Raw genomic sequence first — 15,920 nt, 5'->3', positions numbered from 1 at the left:
CGAGATCAATATCTTCCACTTTTCTTGTCAACGCTATCGGTGTTTGATTCGCGTGCAAGTGTCTATACTGAAGACATAGCCGATCCCGGCAACCAGCATGAGGGGAGTGATACCCATCGAAGCGATCAATAAGAAAGCGCGTGCAGAGTGGATCAGACAGCTTGTCTTCGTCGGCCCGGCTGTCGTGTTTTTCACCCTGATCATTGCCGTCCCGTTCGTGCTCAGCATTTACTACGGGTTCACCAGCTGGAACGGCGTCACCGCCAACGTCAAATGGGTCGGATTGGACAACTACAAGCAGGTGTTCCTGGAGGACGACGGCTTCCGCACCTCGTTCTGGTTCACGGCCCGCTATACGGTCGCCGCGGTTCTCCTGACGAATCTGGCCGGCTTCGGGCTCGCGCTGCTCGTGACGCAGAAGATCCGCACCAGCAACCTGCTGCGCACGATCTTCTTCCTGCCCAATGTCATCGGCGGTCTGCTGCTCGGCTTTATCTGGAGCTTCATCTTCGTCAAAGGCTTCGCCGCCATCGGAGAGCTGACCGGCATCGGATTTTTCGAGCTACCGTGGCTCGGCACATCGGGGACCGCCTTCTGGGGCATCGTCATCGTCACCGTATGGCAATACGCCGGCTATCTGATGGTGATCTACATCGCCGCGCTCATGAATGTGCCGCCCGAGCTGATGGAGGCGGCCCGCATCGACGGCGCCACGCGGCTGCAGCTGCTGCGCTCGATCATCGTGCCGCTCATCATGCCCGCCGTGACCGTCAGCCTGTTCCTGACGATCTCCTGGTCGTTCAAGGTGTTCGATCTCAACCTGTCGCTCACCGGAGGCGGCCCGTACGGCTCCACCGAGTCCGTCGCGCTCAATATCTATCAGGAGGCGTTCCGCAACAACCGGTACGGCATCGGCACCGCCAAGGCGCTCATCTTCTTCGTCATCGTCGCGCTCATCACGATGCTGCAGGTGTATGTGACCAAGAAAAAGGAGGTCGAAGCCTGATGACGCGTTCCTATTCCGTGCAGCGGCTTGGCCTTGACGTGCTGGGCCTGGCGATCGCCCTCGTCTTTTTGGTCCCGTTCTACTTTGTCGGCGTCAATTCGCTCAAGAGCTTCGGCGACGTGCTCGCCAATCCGGCCGGCTGGCCGGAGGCGGTGCAATGGGGCAACTACAGCCGCGTCTGGGAGATCATGCGCTTTCCGAGCGCCTTTGCCAATTCGCTCCTGATCACCGTAGGCAGTAACCTCGGATTGATCGTGATCAGCTCGATGGCCGCTTACCGCATGGTGCGCCATCCCGGACGGATCAACAACACGCTGCTGCTGCTGTTCGTCGCGGCCATGGTCATCCCGTTTCAGTCGATCATGATTCCGCTCGTGCGGGTGGCCAGCACGCTCGGCATCATGAACAGCCTGTGGGGACTGGGCATCGCCTACTTCGGCTTCGGGGTCTCGCTCAATCTGTTCCTGTATCACGGCTTCATCAAGTCGATCCCCAGAGAGATCGAGGAGTCGGCCGTCGTCGACGGCTGCAGCCCGTACGGCGTCTTCTGGCGCATCGTATTCCCGCTGCTGAAGCCGATGACCGTAACGATCGTGCTGCTCAACAGCCTCTGGATCTGGAACGACTTCCTGCTGCCGCTGCTGTTCCTGTACGATCCAGGGCTGCGGACAATCCCGCTTGCGACGTATTCGTTTTTCGGCCAGTATACCAAGCAGTGGGACCTGGCGCTCGCCGGACTCGTGCTCGGCGTCGTGCCGATCGTACTGTTCTTCCTGGCGATGCAGCGCCACATCATCGCCGGCATCACCGCCGGCTCGGTCAAGGGCTGAGCGGCGACGATTGACCAGAGGAAGCTGCAACTTGACAAGGTTACGCCCTATTCTGCTAGGATTCCAATACGGGAGGTCTTTACACATGAAAAAATGGATGACGGCCACACTATCGACTGCCATGACGCTGTCGCTCGTCCTGTCCGGCTGCGGCTCGAACTCGGGCGGCTCTGACGGCGGCTCCGGCTCCGGAAGCGGCGGCGACGGCGAGCAAGTGACGATCAAGATGTTCCAGTTCAAGGTCGAGATCGCCGAGCAATTGACCAAGATGATCGAGGCATACGAATCGGAGCATCCGAACATCAACATCGAGCTGGAGACCGTCGGCGGCGGCGCGGATTACGGCGCGGCGCTCAAGGCGAAGTTCAATTCCAACGACAAGCCCGACATCTTCAACAATGGCGGCTTCAGCGACCTCGACCTGTGGGTCGAGCATCTCGAAGACCTGTCCGACGAGCCCTGGGTCGACCAACTCGTCGACGTCGCCAAGGAGCCGATGACCAAGGACGGCAAGCTGTACGGCCAGCCGCTCAATCTCGAAGGCTATGGCTTCATTTACAACAAGGACCTGTTCGAGCAGGCCGGGATCACCGAGCTGCCCACGACGCTCTCCGAGCTCAGGGCGGCGGCAGACAAGCTGAAGGCAGCGGACATCCAGCCATTCATCAACGGCTACGGCGAATGGTGGGTGCTCGGCAACCACTTCGTCAACATTCCGTTTGCGCAGCAGGACGATCCCGATGCCTTCATCGCGTCCCTCAATGACGGGACCAGCTCGATTCCGGGCAACGAAGTGTTCGAGCAATGGACGCAGCTGTTCGACCTGACGCTTGAGTATGGCGGCGCCAACCCGCTGCAGACCGACTACAACACCCAGGTCACCGAGTTCGCACTTGGCAAGGCCGCGATGACGCAGCAGGGCAACTGGACGCAGGTGGCGATCTCCGAGACGAATCCGGACATCAACATCGGATTCCTGCCGATGCCGATCAACGACGACGCCGCGGCGATGGATAAGCTGCCGGTCGGCGTGCCGAACAACTGGGTCGTGCACAAAAACTCGGCCGTCAAGGAAGAAGCCAAGGCCTTCCTCGACTGGATGGTCAGCTCCGAGGTCGGCCAGCGCTACATCACCGAGGAATTCAAGTTCATCCCGGCCTTCACCAACATCGAAGCCGATGATAGCCTGCTCGGTCAGCTCGCTGCGGACATTATCGCCTACAGCCAGGAAGGCAAGACGCTGAGCTGGAACTGGTTCAAGTTCCCGGGCGGCGAAGCGACGAGCAACGCCTTCGCCGATGCGATGCAAGCCTACGTCGGCGGACAGCTCGGCAAGGACGAGATGCTGCAGCAATTCCAGAAGACGTGGGAGCAACTGTCCAAGCAATAAGCTTGAAAGTTGAACGCAACAAAAGAACCTTCCTCCCGATCAGGGGGCGAAGGTTCTTTTGTTATTGTATTGGAGCCCGCCAAGTGAATAGCGGCAGACGAACGAAACGCGCATCGCCGCCAAAGATGAAGTTAGACGTCGCGCAACGCATGCGCATCGCCGCTGAAGGGGCGTTAGACGATTTTGTTTTGTCTTGCGGGTGAACCGTCAGGCCGCGCGATAGGCGACACACATTCTGATTGTTACGCCGCCAGCACCTCGTTCAATTGGCCGCACCACTGTGTCCAGCCATGCTTGGCGCCCGCCAGCCCCTGTTCGTTGGTAATGCCGGTCTGCTCGAGGTGCAGATTCACATGCCCGTCGCCCAGATCTCGAATCGTCCAGGTCACGACATGCTTCTCTTCCCCGACAGCCCATGAGTAAGACAGCTTGCGCGGCTCATCGACGAGCAGCACTTCTCCGTCAATGATGCCGTCCCAGAATGGATTCGGCTCGTTGCGGAACTGAAAGCGATGGCCCTCGATCGGTTTGAAATTGTTCGGCAGCACCCACTTCTCCAGCTTGCCGGGATCGGTCAGGGCCGACCACAGCTTGGGAATGGTCGTCTTGTATTGATAGTCCAGCGTCAGAGACAGGCTCATTCTTCTTCCTCCTCCAAAAGTTGGCCCAGGCGCATCAGATTAGCGTTCCAAAACTTGCTGTAGTGCGCGACCCAATCCTGCACCTCGCGCAGCGGCGCGGGATTGAGACGAAATCGGGTCTCCCGCCCGACCTTGCGATCGCGGACCAGGCCCGCTTCCTTCAGAATCGTCAAATGCTTGGACACCGCGGTCCGTCCCATCTGAAATTGCGGCGTCAGCTCGTGCAGCGGCCGTTCCTCCGCTCCGGCAAGCAGATGAATCAGCTCGCGCCGGGTCGGATCTGCGATGGCCTCGAACACGTCGCGCACGTGGGCGGTCTGCATGACCCCCACCCCCTTCTGGCTTGGCTAGTCATTTCGTGCAGCATCGGTATATGCGCTTATTGACGCGGCTGGCGCGAATTCGGCGCAATAGCCTCACATTTTGCGCTTATTGACGCGGCTGGCGCGAATTCGGCGCAGTAGCCTCACATTTTGCGCTTATTGACGCGGCTGGCGCGAATTCGGCGCAATAGCCTCACATTTTGCGCTTATTGACTCGGCTGGCACGCATTCGGCGCAGTAGCCTCACATTTTACGCTTATTGACGCGGCTGGCACGAATTCGGCGCAGTAGCCTCACATTTTGCGCTTAATGACGGGTTTGGCACGAATTCGGTGCAGTAGCCTCACATTTTGCGCTTATTGACGCCGTCTCTACTTGACCCTCCGGGTCAATGCGACTTCTTGGCAAAAGACTCGCCAGACGTTTACTCCATTAGATACCATTTGGTGTCTCATTCACTATAGGACACCTGAGACTCCAATGTCAATTTTGATTCAGTCCATTCAGATATTCGAATCGACTGCGCTCGCGTGGAATGCGTTTAGCGACTACGACTGTAACGACTGCGCCCGCGTAGACTGCGTTTATAGCGACTACAACTGTATGGACTGCCGTGTGGCCTTCTTTTATATCGCCTGCGAACGTGCGGACTGTATTCATACGGACTACGACGGTACGGACTGTATTCATACGGACTGCGACGCGATGAATTGGATTCTTTTCACTGCAGCCGAATGGACATCGCCTGCCTTTTCCAACTCAGTCCTTGAGCTGCTGCTTCTCCGTCCACAGCCGGATGCGGTCCGCGTAGGAGGCGAGCTCGTGCTCGCGTCCGAGCTCGCCCGTCAGCGCGAGGATCAGGAACTTGCGCGGCTCCGGCTGGCGCCCCTCCTCCCGCAGCAGGTCCAGCACTTGCTCCAGCTCGCGCTTGCGCGCATTGGGCACGCTCAGCTCCCCGATCGTCGTGCGGATCATCTCGTAGAGCATGCCCGCACAGCGAGCCGCGCACCGTCCGGCCTCCTCGGAGGACTCATCGACAAAATCCGTCATGACCGCCTCCGGCAGGAGCGGCGGCTTGCCGCGACGGACCAAGCCTTCCACAATGTCGTCCATACGGTCCACCAGATACTCGGCCAGCTCCGGCACGCTCAGCGGCTTGTCGTAGAGAATGATCAGATGCAGGCATTCCTTGGCGATGGCGTTCAGGATGACGACCGCCTCCCAGCTGTACGGCTCCAGTTCCGCGCCGTAGCAATCGATCACGACATGCCGGTTGACCCCGAGCAGCCTCCCCTTGATGCGCTGCACATGCGGCGCGATCTGGTCCTTGGGAATCGGCGGCGCCTCGCGATGGGCATTGCGCAAAAAAAAGCCGTGACGTAAAAAAAAGGACATTTGATATTCGGTGATCCGCACGAATTGCTCCCGCTTCGTCAACGCAGCATCGCCGCGAATCCGTTCCACTTCCTCAAGCATCGTCGAATGGCGATGCTCCAGCAGTTCAATATAAAGGGCCTCCTTCGAGGAAAAAAACTTGTAGAGCGATCCCTTCGCGACGCTGCAATCGTCGGCGATGTCCTGAATCGAGGTCGATTCATACCCTTTTTCCGCAAACAGCCGCTCGGCCGAGACCAGTATTTTATTCTTTGCAATGCTCATGGCAGCCTCCAGGCAAATAAAAGTTGACAACCGCCCATCATCCGAGTATAACTATGCCTATACCGATTGTGACCTGTTGGTTTTTTAGAAAACTGTAAGGTAAAAATACCGCAATCGACGGTTGGTGTCAACACAGGCACCCGGAAAGAAAGGAAGAACGCGCTATGACCGGACCCAAAGCGTCCTCCCCGGCGGGGCACGCAGCGACGGAGGCTGAATTCTCGCTTCTCAAGCTGCTGCCTCCTCTACTTGCCATCATCATCGGGATGTTCATGGTCATCCTCGACACGACGGTCGTCAACAATGCCATACCGTCGCTCGTCATCGAATTCGACACGCCGCTGCACACCCTGCAGTGGGCGGTGACCGGCTATACGCTCGCGTTATCCGCCGTCATCCCGCTGGCGGGTTGGCTCAGCGACCGCTTTTCGCCCAAGCGTGTATTCGTCGCCACCATCATTCTGTTCACGATCGGCTCGGCGCTGTGCGCGCTGGCGACTAATCCGACGGAGCTGATCATCTATCGCGTCATCCAGGGACTGGGTGGCGGCATGGTGGCGCCGATCGGGATGGCGCTGGTCTTTCGGCTCTCGCCGCCCGACAAGCGCGGCGCCGTGATGGGCGTGCTGGGCATTCCGATCCTGCTCGCGCCGGCGCTCGGTCCGGTGCTCTCGGGTTATTTCGTCGAATATGTGTCGTGGCAATGGATCTTCCTAATCAACGTGCCGATCGGCGTCGCCGCCGTGATCGTCGGCTTGCGGTATCTGCCCGTATTCGACCGTGCCAAGCCGCCCGCACTGGATATCCTCGGCATGATCCTCGGTCCGATCGCATTCGCCATGCTGGCGTTCGGCGTCAGCGAGGGCGGCGCGGACTGGGGCTCGGCCCGCACCTTGAGCGGATTGATCGTAGGGGGCGTGGCGCTGATACTGTTCATTATCGTCGAGCTGCGCCATCGCCAGCCGCTACTGGAGCTGCGCGTGTTCCGCAGTCTGGCCTTCACGCAGGGCATCGTTTTGCTCTGGATTCTGTTCGCGGCCTTATTCGGCTCGATCATCCTGTTCCCGCTGCTGCTCCAGCAGGTCAAGGGCTTCTCGCCGCTGGAGACCGGACTCATCCTGCTGCCGCAGGCGCTGGGCTCGATGCTGTTCATGCCGATCGGCGGCCGCCTGTACGACAGGATCGGTGCCAAGCCGATTGTCATTGCGGGCACGGTCTTCATCGCTACGGCGCTGCTCATCATGTCGCAGATTACGCTCGATCGTCCGACCTTTGCCATCATGGCGAACCTGTTCCTGCTCGGGGCCGGCATGGGGCTGTCGATGATGACGATGAATACGTACATTCTCAGCGCCGCGCCGCGCGAGCTGGTGAATCGCGTCACCCCGCTTACCAATTCGGCGCAGCAGGTGGTCATCTCGTTCGCAGTTGCCGGACTGACCGGCTACCTCTCGTCGCACACCGAGTCGCTGATGGCGAGTTATACCGGCTCTAATCCATTGGAGGCCGCGGTGACGGGCTTCGGCGATACGTTCCTGCTCACCTCGGGCCTGGCGATGGCGGGCTTCGTGATCGCCTTGTTCATGCGGCGCATTCAGCCCGCGCCCAAGGACGCCAAGCAAGCCGGCGCCGCTGCGGAGAGCGCGATGGCCAGTCATTAAGGAAGCGTAGCATTTAACGCAAAACAAGCACCTGCGCGCGGGAAGAACCAACCGACGCGCAGGTGCTTGCGTTGTTTGCAAGGACGCAAGGACGCGAAGCTTTAGTACGCTGTCCAGCCCGCGTCCGCCGTGACGACCGCGCCGTTGACAAAGGCGGAATCCTCGGAGGCAAGGAATAGCGCCACCCTCGCAATCTCCTCCGACTCGCCGGAACGGGGATTCGTTCCGATGCCGGCCATTGCTCGCTTGGAGCCAAATTCATTAGGCGCATTCATCGTAGTGCCGATTAATGAGAATATCGACGCTTCCGTACGTATCGACCGTAGTCGCAAAAAGCCGCTGCACGTCGTCTTCTATCGCCACGTTAGCGGAGATGCCAATCGCGCTGCCTCCCTTTTCTTCAATGGCCCGCGCGACCTCGTTTGCGCTTTCCAGACGCAAATCCGAAACGACGACTTTCGCGCCCTCGGCGGCGAACAACTCGGCAATCGCCTTTCCCATACCTGAAGCGGCTCCAGTGACGACTGCAACTTTACCGGTTAATTTCATTCGAAACCTTCCTTGGAAATTTTTTGTCCGACCACATCCTGCTCGATCTGCTTCATCGCGTAGAACGCGCCGCGGCGGGCCATCAGCTCGTCATAGCTGCCGGACTCGGCCACCCGGCCCCGGTCCAGCACGAGGATCTGGTCCATCCGCTCCAGACCGGCGAGCCGGTGCCCGATCCAGACAAGCGTGTCGCCGCGGGCCCGCTCGAACAGGCGGCGGACGATGCGCGCCTCGGTCACCGCATCGAGCGCGGACGTCGGCTCGTCTAGCAGCCACAGCCGTCCGCGCCTCAGCATCGCGCGCGCCAGCGCGAGCCGCTGTTTCTCGCCGTCGGACAGATTCTCCGCTTGTTCGAGCACCGGATCATCCAGCGGCACGGCTCCGAGCTGCGCGTCCTCGAGCGCCGCCCTCATCGCCTCGTCGCTCGTATGCACATCCGCTGCGAGCAGATTGTCGCGGATCGTTCCGCGAAAAAAATGATTGCGCTGCAGCACGACCCTTGATGCGCGCCAGATGCTTGCATCGTGCAGGCAGCCGGTCGGCGCTCCGCCGAGGCTGACCTCGCCTTGCTGCGGCAGGTACAGCTTGAGCAGCAGCTCCAGCACCGTCGTCTTGCCGGCGCCGCTCGGGCCGACGATCGCGGTCTTGGACCCTGCGGCAATGCGCAGGCTCGCCCCGTCAAGGGCGGGCCGCCACGCGTCCGCATAGCGAAAGGTCACATCTCGCAGCTCCAGCATTGGCGGGCCGGCTTCGCCTGCGTCCAGCTCGCGCAGCGGCGCCGCGGCTGGGGCCGCTGCACCTGCTGGGTCTTGCGCTGCGTCATGATAAGTATCTTTGGTTGCGCCTCTAGCTGTGGCTGCCGCCGCGCGTCCTCCAGCTGCCGCCGCGCCCCTGTGCTGCTCGATGCGATCATCCGTCGTGACCGTCTCCGCCAGGCGCTGCGCGGCGTGCTCGCTGTCCTGCTTGTACGCGGGGAGCGTCGCGACGGCCGCCGCCTCCTCGAAGACGGTGAAGGCGATCAGCACCAGCATCGCCAGGTAGATGCCGGCCAGCGCGCCGCCTGCGATCAGATACGCCCCCGCCGCGAGCACCGCCCAGGTGGTCCCGTGCGTGACGAGCGCATGCAGCGTCTGCCCGCGCAGCAGATTGAGGCCGGACGCCCGCTGCGCGGTCGCCAGCTCCGCCGCCGCCTCGTGCAGCGCGCGCTCGCGCCGCTCCGCCTGGCCGTACACCTTGAGATCCCGGTAGCCGTAGAGCAGCTCGGTCATGTCGGTCGACAGCGCCGCCCGCTGCAGGCGCACGCGCCGCTGCCTGGCGCGCTGGCCGCGCATGACGAGCGCCGGAACCAGCACCGCCGCCGCCAGCAGACCGAGCACGAGCAGGCCCGCGATCGTCAGCGAATAAGCCGAGGCGAACAGGATCGTCGCCAGGAAGACCATCGCCAGCACGAGCGGCGGATACGCCACCCGCAGGAAAAAATGCTGCAGACTCTCCACGTCGCCGACGACCCGGGCCAGCAGATCGCCGCTGCGACTGCGCCGGAAGATCGCCGGCGCCAGCGGGACGAGCCGCTTGAAAAAATCGACCCGCAGCCGGCTCAGGATCGAGAAGGTCGCCCGATGGGTATAGAGGCGCTCGCCGTAGCGGCTGCCTGCGCGCAGCAGACCGAGAATCTTGACCAGCGAGGTCAGCACGATCAGCGTGTATAGCGGCGGCGCGAATGCCGCCCGCGACACCATATAGCCGCTCGCGGCAAAGAGTCCGACGCCGCCGGCACCGGCTAAAAATCCGCCGGCAATGGCGATCGCGATATCCCGTCGTTCCCGCAGCATCGCCTTGCCCAATACCGTCCATTCGCTCACGCTCCATCGCCTCCCGCCTGCAATCTGACCATCTCGGCGTAGGACGGCAGCGTGCGCAGCAGCTCCTCGTGCCTGCCGCTGCCCGCCAGTCGCCCCTCCTCCAAATAGAGGATGCGGTCCGCGGCGCGTATCGTGTGAAGCCGATGCGCCACGGTAATCATCGTCGCCCTGGCCGACAGCTCGGCAATGGCCCGCTGCAGCACCTGCTCGGTATGCAGATCGAGCGATGCCGTCGGCTCGTCGAACAGCAGCACCCCCGGCCGGTTCACGAATGCCCGGGCCAGCGCCAGCCGCTGCCGCTCGCCGCCGGACAGGCCCCGTCCGCTCTCGCCGACGGCCGTGTCCAGTCCTTGCGGCAGCTCGTCCACCAGCGTGCCGAGTCCGGCCGCCTCCGCCGCCCGGCGGATCGCCGCGCGGGACGCCTCGCCGCGCGCGCCGATGGCGATGTTGTCTGCGATCGTGCCGGTGAATACGTACGGATGCTGCGTGATATAGCTGATCCGACGGTACCAGGCATCCGCCTCGTAGGCAACCAGCGGATGACCGTCGATCCGCAGCTCGCCGCGATCCGGCGGCAGCAGCCCGGCGAACAGATGGAGCAGCGTCGTCTTGCCTGCACCGCTCGGGCCGACGATCGCGACATGCTCGCCCGGCGCGATGCGCACCGTGCCCACGTCGAGTGCGAACGCGCCTGGACCGTAGGCGTACCGCGCCTCGTACAGCTCCAATGTTGGCGGCGCATCTTGGGGAAGCGTCAGCTTGCGGCTTGCGCTTGGCTTGGCAACTGCGTCTGCGCCACGGTTCGCACCCTGCGGCACCGTCAGCTTGTCGGCGGCGCTTGGGGCGGCAACTGCCGAGACGGCATTTGCTGCCGTTCCGAGCTCCGCGCTGTCCTGGACGGGTTCGACAGCCGCGCCACGGTTCGCTCCCTGCGCCGTATCGTCCGGGCGAGGCGCCATAGCTGCGTCGCGGCGCGAGGATGCCACGGACTCGACCGCCCCCCGCCCATCCGCCTCCAGCAGCTCCTCGACCTTCTTCAGCGCGCCCAGGCTCGTACGGCCGCTGTGGAAGGCGGTGCCGAGGTTTTTGATCGCGCTGTAGAATTCAGGGGCGAGCAGCAGGATGAAAAAGGCCGCCTCAAACGAGACGGATTGCTGAATCAGCATGCGAAAAGCCAGCTCCAGCGCGACGACGCCGATGCTCAGCATGACCACAAGCTCCATCATCAGCGTGTTCGTAAAGGCGATGCGCAGGATGCTCATCGTCGCCTCGCGAAAGCCGTTGCTGCTGCGCTCGATCTCCTGCTCCTGGCGCTCGGCCTTGCCGTACAGCTTGAGCGTCGTCAGTCCCTGCAGCGCTCCGAGGAAGGCGCCGGAAAAGGCGGCCAGCTCCTCGAACTTCTCCTCCGACTTGCGTTTGGTGCGCAGCCCGACCAGGATCATGAAAATCGGGATGAACGGCGCAGTGAGCAGCATGATCAGCCCGGACGGCCAATGTACTGCGAACACGACGATCAGCAGCAGCGGCGGCACGAACGCGGTCTCCAGCATGCGCGGAATATATTGACTATAGTAGCTGTCGCCTTCGTCGACGGCATCCATCACGACGCTGACCTTGGCGCCCGTCTCGCCGCGCAGCGACGCAGCCATCGGGTCGCGGGCCAGCTTGCGGATCGCGGCTTGGCGGATCGCCGTCTTGGCCCGTGCGGCCAGCGTCAGGCCGATGCGGCCGCTGCCGTACAGGCAGAGCACGCGCACAGCAATGACGGCCAGCAGAGTGCCGAGCGGCGCCAGCAGCGCGGCGGGCTGCGCCCGCTCCAGGAACGCTTGATCGACAATGGCAGCGATCAGCGCCGATTGCCCGACGATCGCGGCGCCCAGCACGAGCGCGAGCAGCCCCAGCAGCAGCAGCGAGGGTCTGGCTGCAGCCAGTTGGGCCGACCACAGGCGTGGTTTTCGCTTCATGACGGATCGCCTCCTCTGGCATGCTGGATTGGCCTACTGCTCCGGCATTTGCCCTGCGCTCCGGCAGGACATGCGGTGCAGCGCTACTTCTTGCCCTTTACATAATCCGCATCGAACAAGAACAGCTTAAAGACGAGAATCAGCGACGGAATCAGCAGGCACAATCCGCCGATAAACGCGGCCACCAGCGCAATGCCCATCGATTCGTGGGTCGCGCCATCCGCGATCGTGATATACGGATCGAGGATATACGGGTAGTGCCCGATCCCGTAGGCGAAGAAGGCGCACAGGAACTGCAGCATGACGCAGATGAAGGCCAGCCCGTAGCGGCGCCCGCTGTAGAGCAGCCACATCGCCGCCATGAATAACGCCACGGAGATGCCGAACAGCCACCACAGGTCCATCATGTTGTCGAAGTGGCGCGCATTGTGCTGACTCAAAAAAATGAAGGTCGTCAGCGCGGCAATGATCGTCGGCGTGCTCCAGAACAAGGCGTACGACCGCAGCAGCTTGAGCGCGGGCTGATCGTCGGCGCGCGAGGCGTAGAAGGCCAGAAACGCGCCGCTGATGAACAGGACGGACACGATGGCCAGCGCCACGATGCTCCAGGACAGCGGACTCGTGAACAGCGTATAATACTGCAGCGCCACGACGCCGTCCGTCTCGACGATGAAGCCGCCCTCGGAGAGCGTCAGCGCCACCGACAGCGACGCCGGGATCAGCAGGCCCGTCGCCCCGTACAGGAACAGGTACAGCGTATTCTCCTTGGAGCCGTAATTCTCAAAGGCGTAGAACGAGCCCCGAATCGCCAGCAGAATGATCGCAATGCTGCCCGGGACGAGCAGCGCCGAGCCGTAATAATGCGCCGTATCCGGGAAAAAGCCGACAATGCCGACGAAGAAAAAGACGAAAAAGACGTTCGTAATCTCCCAGACCGGAGACAGGTAGCGCGAGATCAAGCGGTTGATCAGATGGTCCTGCTTCGTCAAGCGCGCATAAAAGGCGAAAAATCCGGCGCCGAAATCAATCGAGGCCACAATCAGGTACCCGTACAAAAACAACCACAGCACCGTGATGCCAAGCAGCTCATAGCTGATCATCGCGCGTCACCCCCTCTGCTGGCCGCTTGCTCCTGCAAATGCTTCTCGAGCTCCGCCTCGGCCGGATTGTGACGGAACAGACGGCGCAAGACGATCACCGAAATCGTGCCCAGCACAATGTACAGCAGCAGGAACAGGAAGAAAAGCCAGACGACGGATGGCGAGGTGGTCGCGGCCTCCTCGACCCGCATGTACCCGCGAATGATCCACGGCTGGCGTCCGACCTCGGCGTAGAACCAGCCCAGCTCCACCGCGAGGAAGGCCAGCGGCGCGCTCCATAGCACGGCCCGCATCAGCCACTTGTTGTAGGCGTCCCGCTTCTTCCAGAACTTGAACAGGAAGTAGAGCAGCGAGATGCCGAGAATGACGAAGCCGATGCTGACCATCAGATCGAATAAATAGTGCGAGACGAGCGGCGGCCACTCGTCTCGCGGAAACTCCTCGAGTCCCCGCACCTCGGCGTCGAAGTCGCCGAAGCCGAGAAAGCTGAGCGCCTTCGGAATGCGCAATACGCCGACGGCCTCAAGCTGATCGTTCAACCAGCCGAACACGAGCAGATCCGCGCCGCGCTCGGTCTCGAAGTGCCATTCGGCCGCGGCCAGCTTCTCCGGCTGATGCTTGGCCAGATACTTGGCCGACACATCGCCCGCCAGCACGGTGAGCGCACTGAACACGAGCACGACGGCCATCATCAGGTTGAGCGCCTTTTTATGATACGCCGAGACGCCTTTCTTTAGTATGACCAGAGCGGCGATGCCCGCCAGCAGCGCGGCGCCCGTCATGTAGGCCGAGCTCAGCACGTGGAATACCTTGGACGGCGTGGCCGTATTGAGCATCGCGGCCACCGGATCGACGGCGGCGAAGCTGCCGTTCTCCAGCGCGAAGCCCTCCGGCTGATTCATGAAGCCGTTGACCGTCGTGATGAAGAAGGCCGACATCCCGGCTCCGATGACAATGGGGAACGTCAACAGCCAGTGCACATACGGATTGCGGAATCGATTCCAGGTGTACAAATATATGCCGAGGAAGATCGCTTCGAAGAAAAAAGCGAACACCTCCATGAACAGCGGCAGCGCGATGACGTTGCCGGCCAGCTGCATAAAGTTCGGCCAGACGAGGGCCAATTGCAGCGCAATCGCCGTCCCGGTCACCACGCCGACCGCTACGGATATAATGAAGCCGCGCGTCCAGCGCTTGGCCATCAGAATATAATGCGGGTCCTTCTTGCGAATGCCGACGAACTCGGCAATCGCGATCATGAGCGGCACGCCGACGCCGATCGTCGCATAGATGACATGAAAGGTAAGCGTCAGTCCGGTCAGCAAGCGGCTCCATAGTACTGTATCAATGTCCAATGTCCGGTCGTCCCCTCTCGTTCGTTTTTTTTTAAAATTATCGCCGCCAAAAGACGGCGGTGCCGTTTCGCCTTGAAATTATAGGAAGTATATGATTTCCTCTATACTTTTCTAAATTTCTCGGAACGAAACGCGCATCGCCGCCAAAAGACGGCGGTGCCGTTTCGCCTTGTCTCCTACTATACGCAATTAACCGGCTAAAACCAATCCAGAACGGCGAAGTTCCCAAAAACCTTCAAATCTTTCTGACAACTCTGTGAAAAAAGTCACAACCAGGCGAAACCAGGCGAAGTAAAAGACTGTCATTTTTTGACGAATCGTTCCGAGAACAGACGGAGCAGACAGACGAAATGCAAATCGGGCGAGTTCTCGATAGGAGAACCCGCCCGGTCTTTAGCTTGTATATATAGAATCTATAAGTTGGCCATCAAAAATCATCCTTTCCATATTTTTTTATTCGTGTGCGCGTTAATGCACGCGGCTCGCCAGATCTACCCCTGCGGTGGCCAGCGCGCCCGCGGCGATCGTCCATACCAGGACGCCGATTGTCATCCATAGCGCCACGTATTGTCTGGAGGCGCCGGATACGAGCGAAATGAAGGCGCCGATGTGATGGCCGAAGACGAGCGGACCGATCAATGCCACACCGGGCACACCGTACTTGTTAAACAACTTGCGAGCTTTTTCCATTCGTTTTTTGGAACGTTCCGATTCCGGTTTATCCCGCTTGCGCTTTCTGAGCTTGCCATACAGCGCCACAACCGCCATCACGGAGAGCCAGTTGCCCAGCGAGGCGGCCACAATCGTCGGAATCGCCGGGAATCCGATAAAGATTCCGGCCGGCGCCGCGACGTACCCTTCCAAAAAAGGAACCAGCGAAATCAGAAACACGACCCCGAGCTGCATAAGCAGCGGCGCTTCTCTGACGCTTTCGAAAATACTTTCCATGTCCAAATTGTTACACCTCCTTATTCAAAATAAAAAAGGTCTTCAAATTTTTTGTCGAGGGCAATGCAAAGGATCAGGGCAAGCTTGGCGGTCGGATTGAATTGGCCGGTCTCGATGGAGCTGATCGTGTTCCGGGAGACGCCGACCAGCTCGGCCAGCTGCGACTGCGAAAGCTTGCTCTCGCTGCGGGCTTCCTTGAGACGATTGCGCAAAATGAGCTGATCGTCCATCCGCTCACCCTGCCAGACGCGCGACATCGTAATCCAGCAGCTCCAGGATGTGCAGCGCCGTCAAGAGCAATGTAGCCAAAGTAAAAGCGATGGCGAGCGCGATGTCGCGTCGCCGCTTCATGCGAAACGCTTTGTACAAAAAGCCGGCGGCGGAAACGGAAAAAATAACAGCGTACAAACCGAAATCCCAGTTGTCCTTCACCACGACCTGAGTCACGAACAGAACCGTTGCCAGCAAGCTCGCCGCCAGCGAACCGATACTGCCCGCCTGGACCTGCACCTCGATTTTGTACAAATCACGGGCCTTGTTTTCCTTGCGGCTTCTCGCCAAAATCTCTTCTTTGCGAATGGCAATCCCCCCACTTTCGCTTCATGCTGCCATGAAGCGGGCATGTTGTGTGC

Annotated in this window: 16 protein-coding genes; 4 read left to right on the top strand and 12 right to left on the bottom strand. The window is 60.8% G+C overall.

Annotated features, from left to right (window positions below):
• Positions 1 to 106 precede the first annotated feature (106 nt).
• From IDH44_RS09465 to IDH44_RS09455, 3 genes are all read left to right on the top strand, one after another.
• The gene (locus tag IDH44_RS09465) at positions 107 to 1,006 is read left to right on the top strand and encodes a carbohydrate ABC transporter permease (RefSeq protein ID WP_397326757.1); all 900 of its coding nucleotides are present in this window, start codon (positions 107 to 109) and stop codon (positions 1,004 to 1,006) included.
• Positions 1,006 to 1,836 (top strand): carbohydrate ABC transporter permease, encoded by an 831-nt coding sequence (locus IDH44_RS09460; protein ID WP_190917005.1) that lies wholly within the window; start codon positions 1,006 to 1,008, stop codon positions 1,834 to 1,836. The genes IDH44_RS09465 and IDH44_RS09460 overlap by 1 nt, the downstream gene beginning before the upstream one ends.
• Positions 1,837 to 1,921: 85 nt before the next feature.
• On the top strand, positions 1,922 to 3,226 hold the full coding sequence (locus IDH44_RS09455) for an ABC transporter substrate-binding protein (protein WP_190917003.1): 1,305 nt from the start codon (positions 1,922 to 1,924) through the stop codon (positions 3,224 to 3,226).
• Between the two features lie 242 nt (positions 3,227 to 3,468).
• Here IDH44_RS09455 and IDH44_RS09450 read toward each other — a convergent pair whose 3' ends face one another.
• The 3 genes from IDH44_RS09450 to IDH44_RS09440 form a co-directional block, all read right to left on the bottom strand.
• On the bottom strand, positions 3,469 to 3,867 hold the full coding sequence (locus IDH44_RS09450; protein WP_190917001.1) for an SRPBCC family protein: 399 nt from the start codon (positions 3,865 to 3,867) through the stop codon (positions 3,469 to 3,471).
• Positions 3,864 to 4,190, bottom strand: coding sequence for an ArsR/SmtB family transcription factor (locus IDH44_RS09445; RefSeq protein WP_190916999.1), 327 nt, complete (start codon positions 4,188 to 4,190; stop codon positions 3,864 to 3,866). The genes IDH44_RS09450 and IDH44_RS09445 overlap by 4 nt, the downstream gene beginning before the upstream one ends.
• Positions 4,191 to 4,949: 759 nt before the next feature.
• Positions 4,950 to 5,849, bottom strand: coding sequence for a TetR/AcrR family transcriptional regulator (locus IDH44_RS09440; protein WP_190916997.1), 900 nt, complete (start codon positions 5,847 to 5,849; stop codon positions 4,950 to 4,952).
• A 164-nt stretch (positions 5,850 to 6,013) separates the two neighbouring features.
• Here IDH44_RS09440 and IDH44_RS09435 point away from each other — a divergent pair, with 164 nt between their 5' ends.
• Entirely contained in the window at positions 6,014 to 7,510 is a 1,497-nt protein-coding gene (locus tag IDH44_RS09435) for a DHA2 family efflux MFS transporter permease subunit (RefSeq protein WP_190916995.1), read from the top strand.
• Between the two features lie 101 nt (positions 7,511 to 7,611).
• On the opposite strand, the gene IDH44_RS27370 is transcribed toward IDH44_RS09435, so the two are convergent.
• The 9 genes from IDH44_RS27370 to IDH44_RS09390 all read right to left on the bottom strand — a co-directional run bounded on the left by IDH44_RS27370 (position 7,612) and on the right by IDH44_RS09390 (position 15,852).
• On the bottom strand, positions 7,612 to 7,749 hold the full coding sequence (locus IDH44_RS27370; RefSeq protein WP_397326756.1) for an SDR family oxidoreductase: 138 nt from the start codon (positions 7,747 to 7,749) through the stop codon (positions 7,612 to 7,614).
• A 22-nt stretch (positions 7,750 to 7,771) separates the two neighbouring features.
• Entirely contained in the window at positions 7,772 to 8,059 is a 288-nt protein-coding gene (locus IDH44_RS27365; RefSeq protein ID WP_190916991.1) for an SDR family NAD(P)-dependent oxidoreductase, read from the bottom strand.
• On the bottom strand, positions 8,056 to 9,921 hold the full coding sequence (cydC, locus tag IDH44_RS09420; protein ID WP_190916988.1) for a thiol reductant ABC exporter subunit CydC: 1,866 nt from the start codon (positions 9,919 to 9,921) through the stop codon (positions 8,056 to 8,058). Before cydC ends, IDH44_RS27365 begins: the two co-directional genes overlap by 4 nt.
• Positions 9,918 to 11,885 (bottom strand): ABC transporter ATP-binding protein/permease, encoded by a 1,968-nt coding sequence (locus IDH44_RS09415; RefSeq protein WP_190916987.1) that lies wholly within the window; start codon positions 11,883 to 11,885, stop codon positions 9,918 to 9,920. The genes cydC and IDH44_RS09415 overlap by 4 nt, the downstream gene beginning before the upstream one ends.
• Positions 11,886 to 11,968: 83 nt before the next feature.
• Entirely contained in the window at positions 11,969 to 12,985 is a 1,017-nt protein-coding gene (locus tag IDH44_RS09410; RefSeq protein ID WP_190916985.1) for a cytochrome d ubiquinol oxidase subunit II, read from the bottom strand.
• Positions 12,982 to 14,340, bottom strand: a complete 1,359-nt coding sequence (locus IDH44_RS09405; RefSeq protein ID WP_190916983.1) for a cytochrome ubiquinol oxidase subunit I — start codon at positions 14,338 to 14,340, stop codon at positions 12,982 to 12,984. The genes IDH44_RS09410 and IDH44_RS09405 overlap by 4 nt, the downstream gene beginning before the upstream one ends.
• Before the next feature lie 468 nt (positions 14,341 to 14,808).
• Positions 14,809 to 15,288, bottom strand: a complete 480-nt coding sequence (locus IDH44_RS09400; RefSeq protein ID WP_223869526.1) for a small multi-drug export protein — start codon at positions 15,286 to 15,288, stop codon at positions 14,809 to 14,811.
• 20 nt (positions 15,289 to 15,308) lie between these two features.
• Positions 15,309 to 15,518, bottom strand: coding sequence for a helix-turn-helix transcriptional regulator (locus tag IDH44_RS09395; RefSeq protein ID WP_190916979.1), 210 nt, complete (start codon positions 15,516 to 15,518; stop codon positions 15,309 to 15,311).
• A 4-nt stretch (positions 15,519 to 15,522) separates the two neighbouring features.
• Entirely contained in the window at positions 15,523 to 15,852 is a 330-nt protein-coding gene (locus IDH44_RS09390; RefSeq protein ID WP_317890150.1) for a DUF6442 family protein, read from the bottom strand.
• Positions 15,853 to 15,920 lie beyond the last annotated feature (68 nt).

Origin of the sequence: Paenibacillus sabuli (genome assembly GCF_014705605.1) — a bacterium.
Taxonomy (GTDB): Bacteria; Bacillota; Bacilli; order Paenibacillales; family Paenibacillaceae; genus Paenibacillus_D; species Paenibacillus_D sabuli.
Note: the sequence above shows the minus strand (reverse complement) of the source record. Positions and strands in the feature narration are given on the sequence as shown.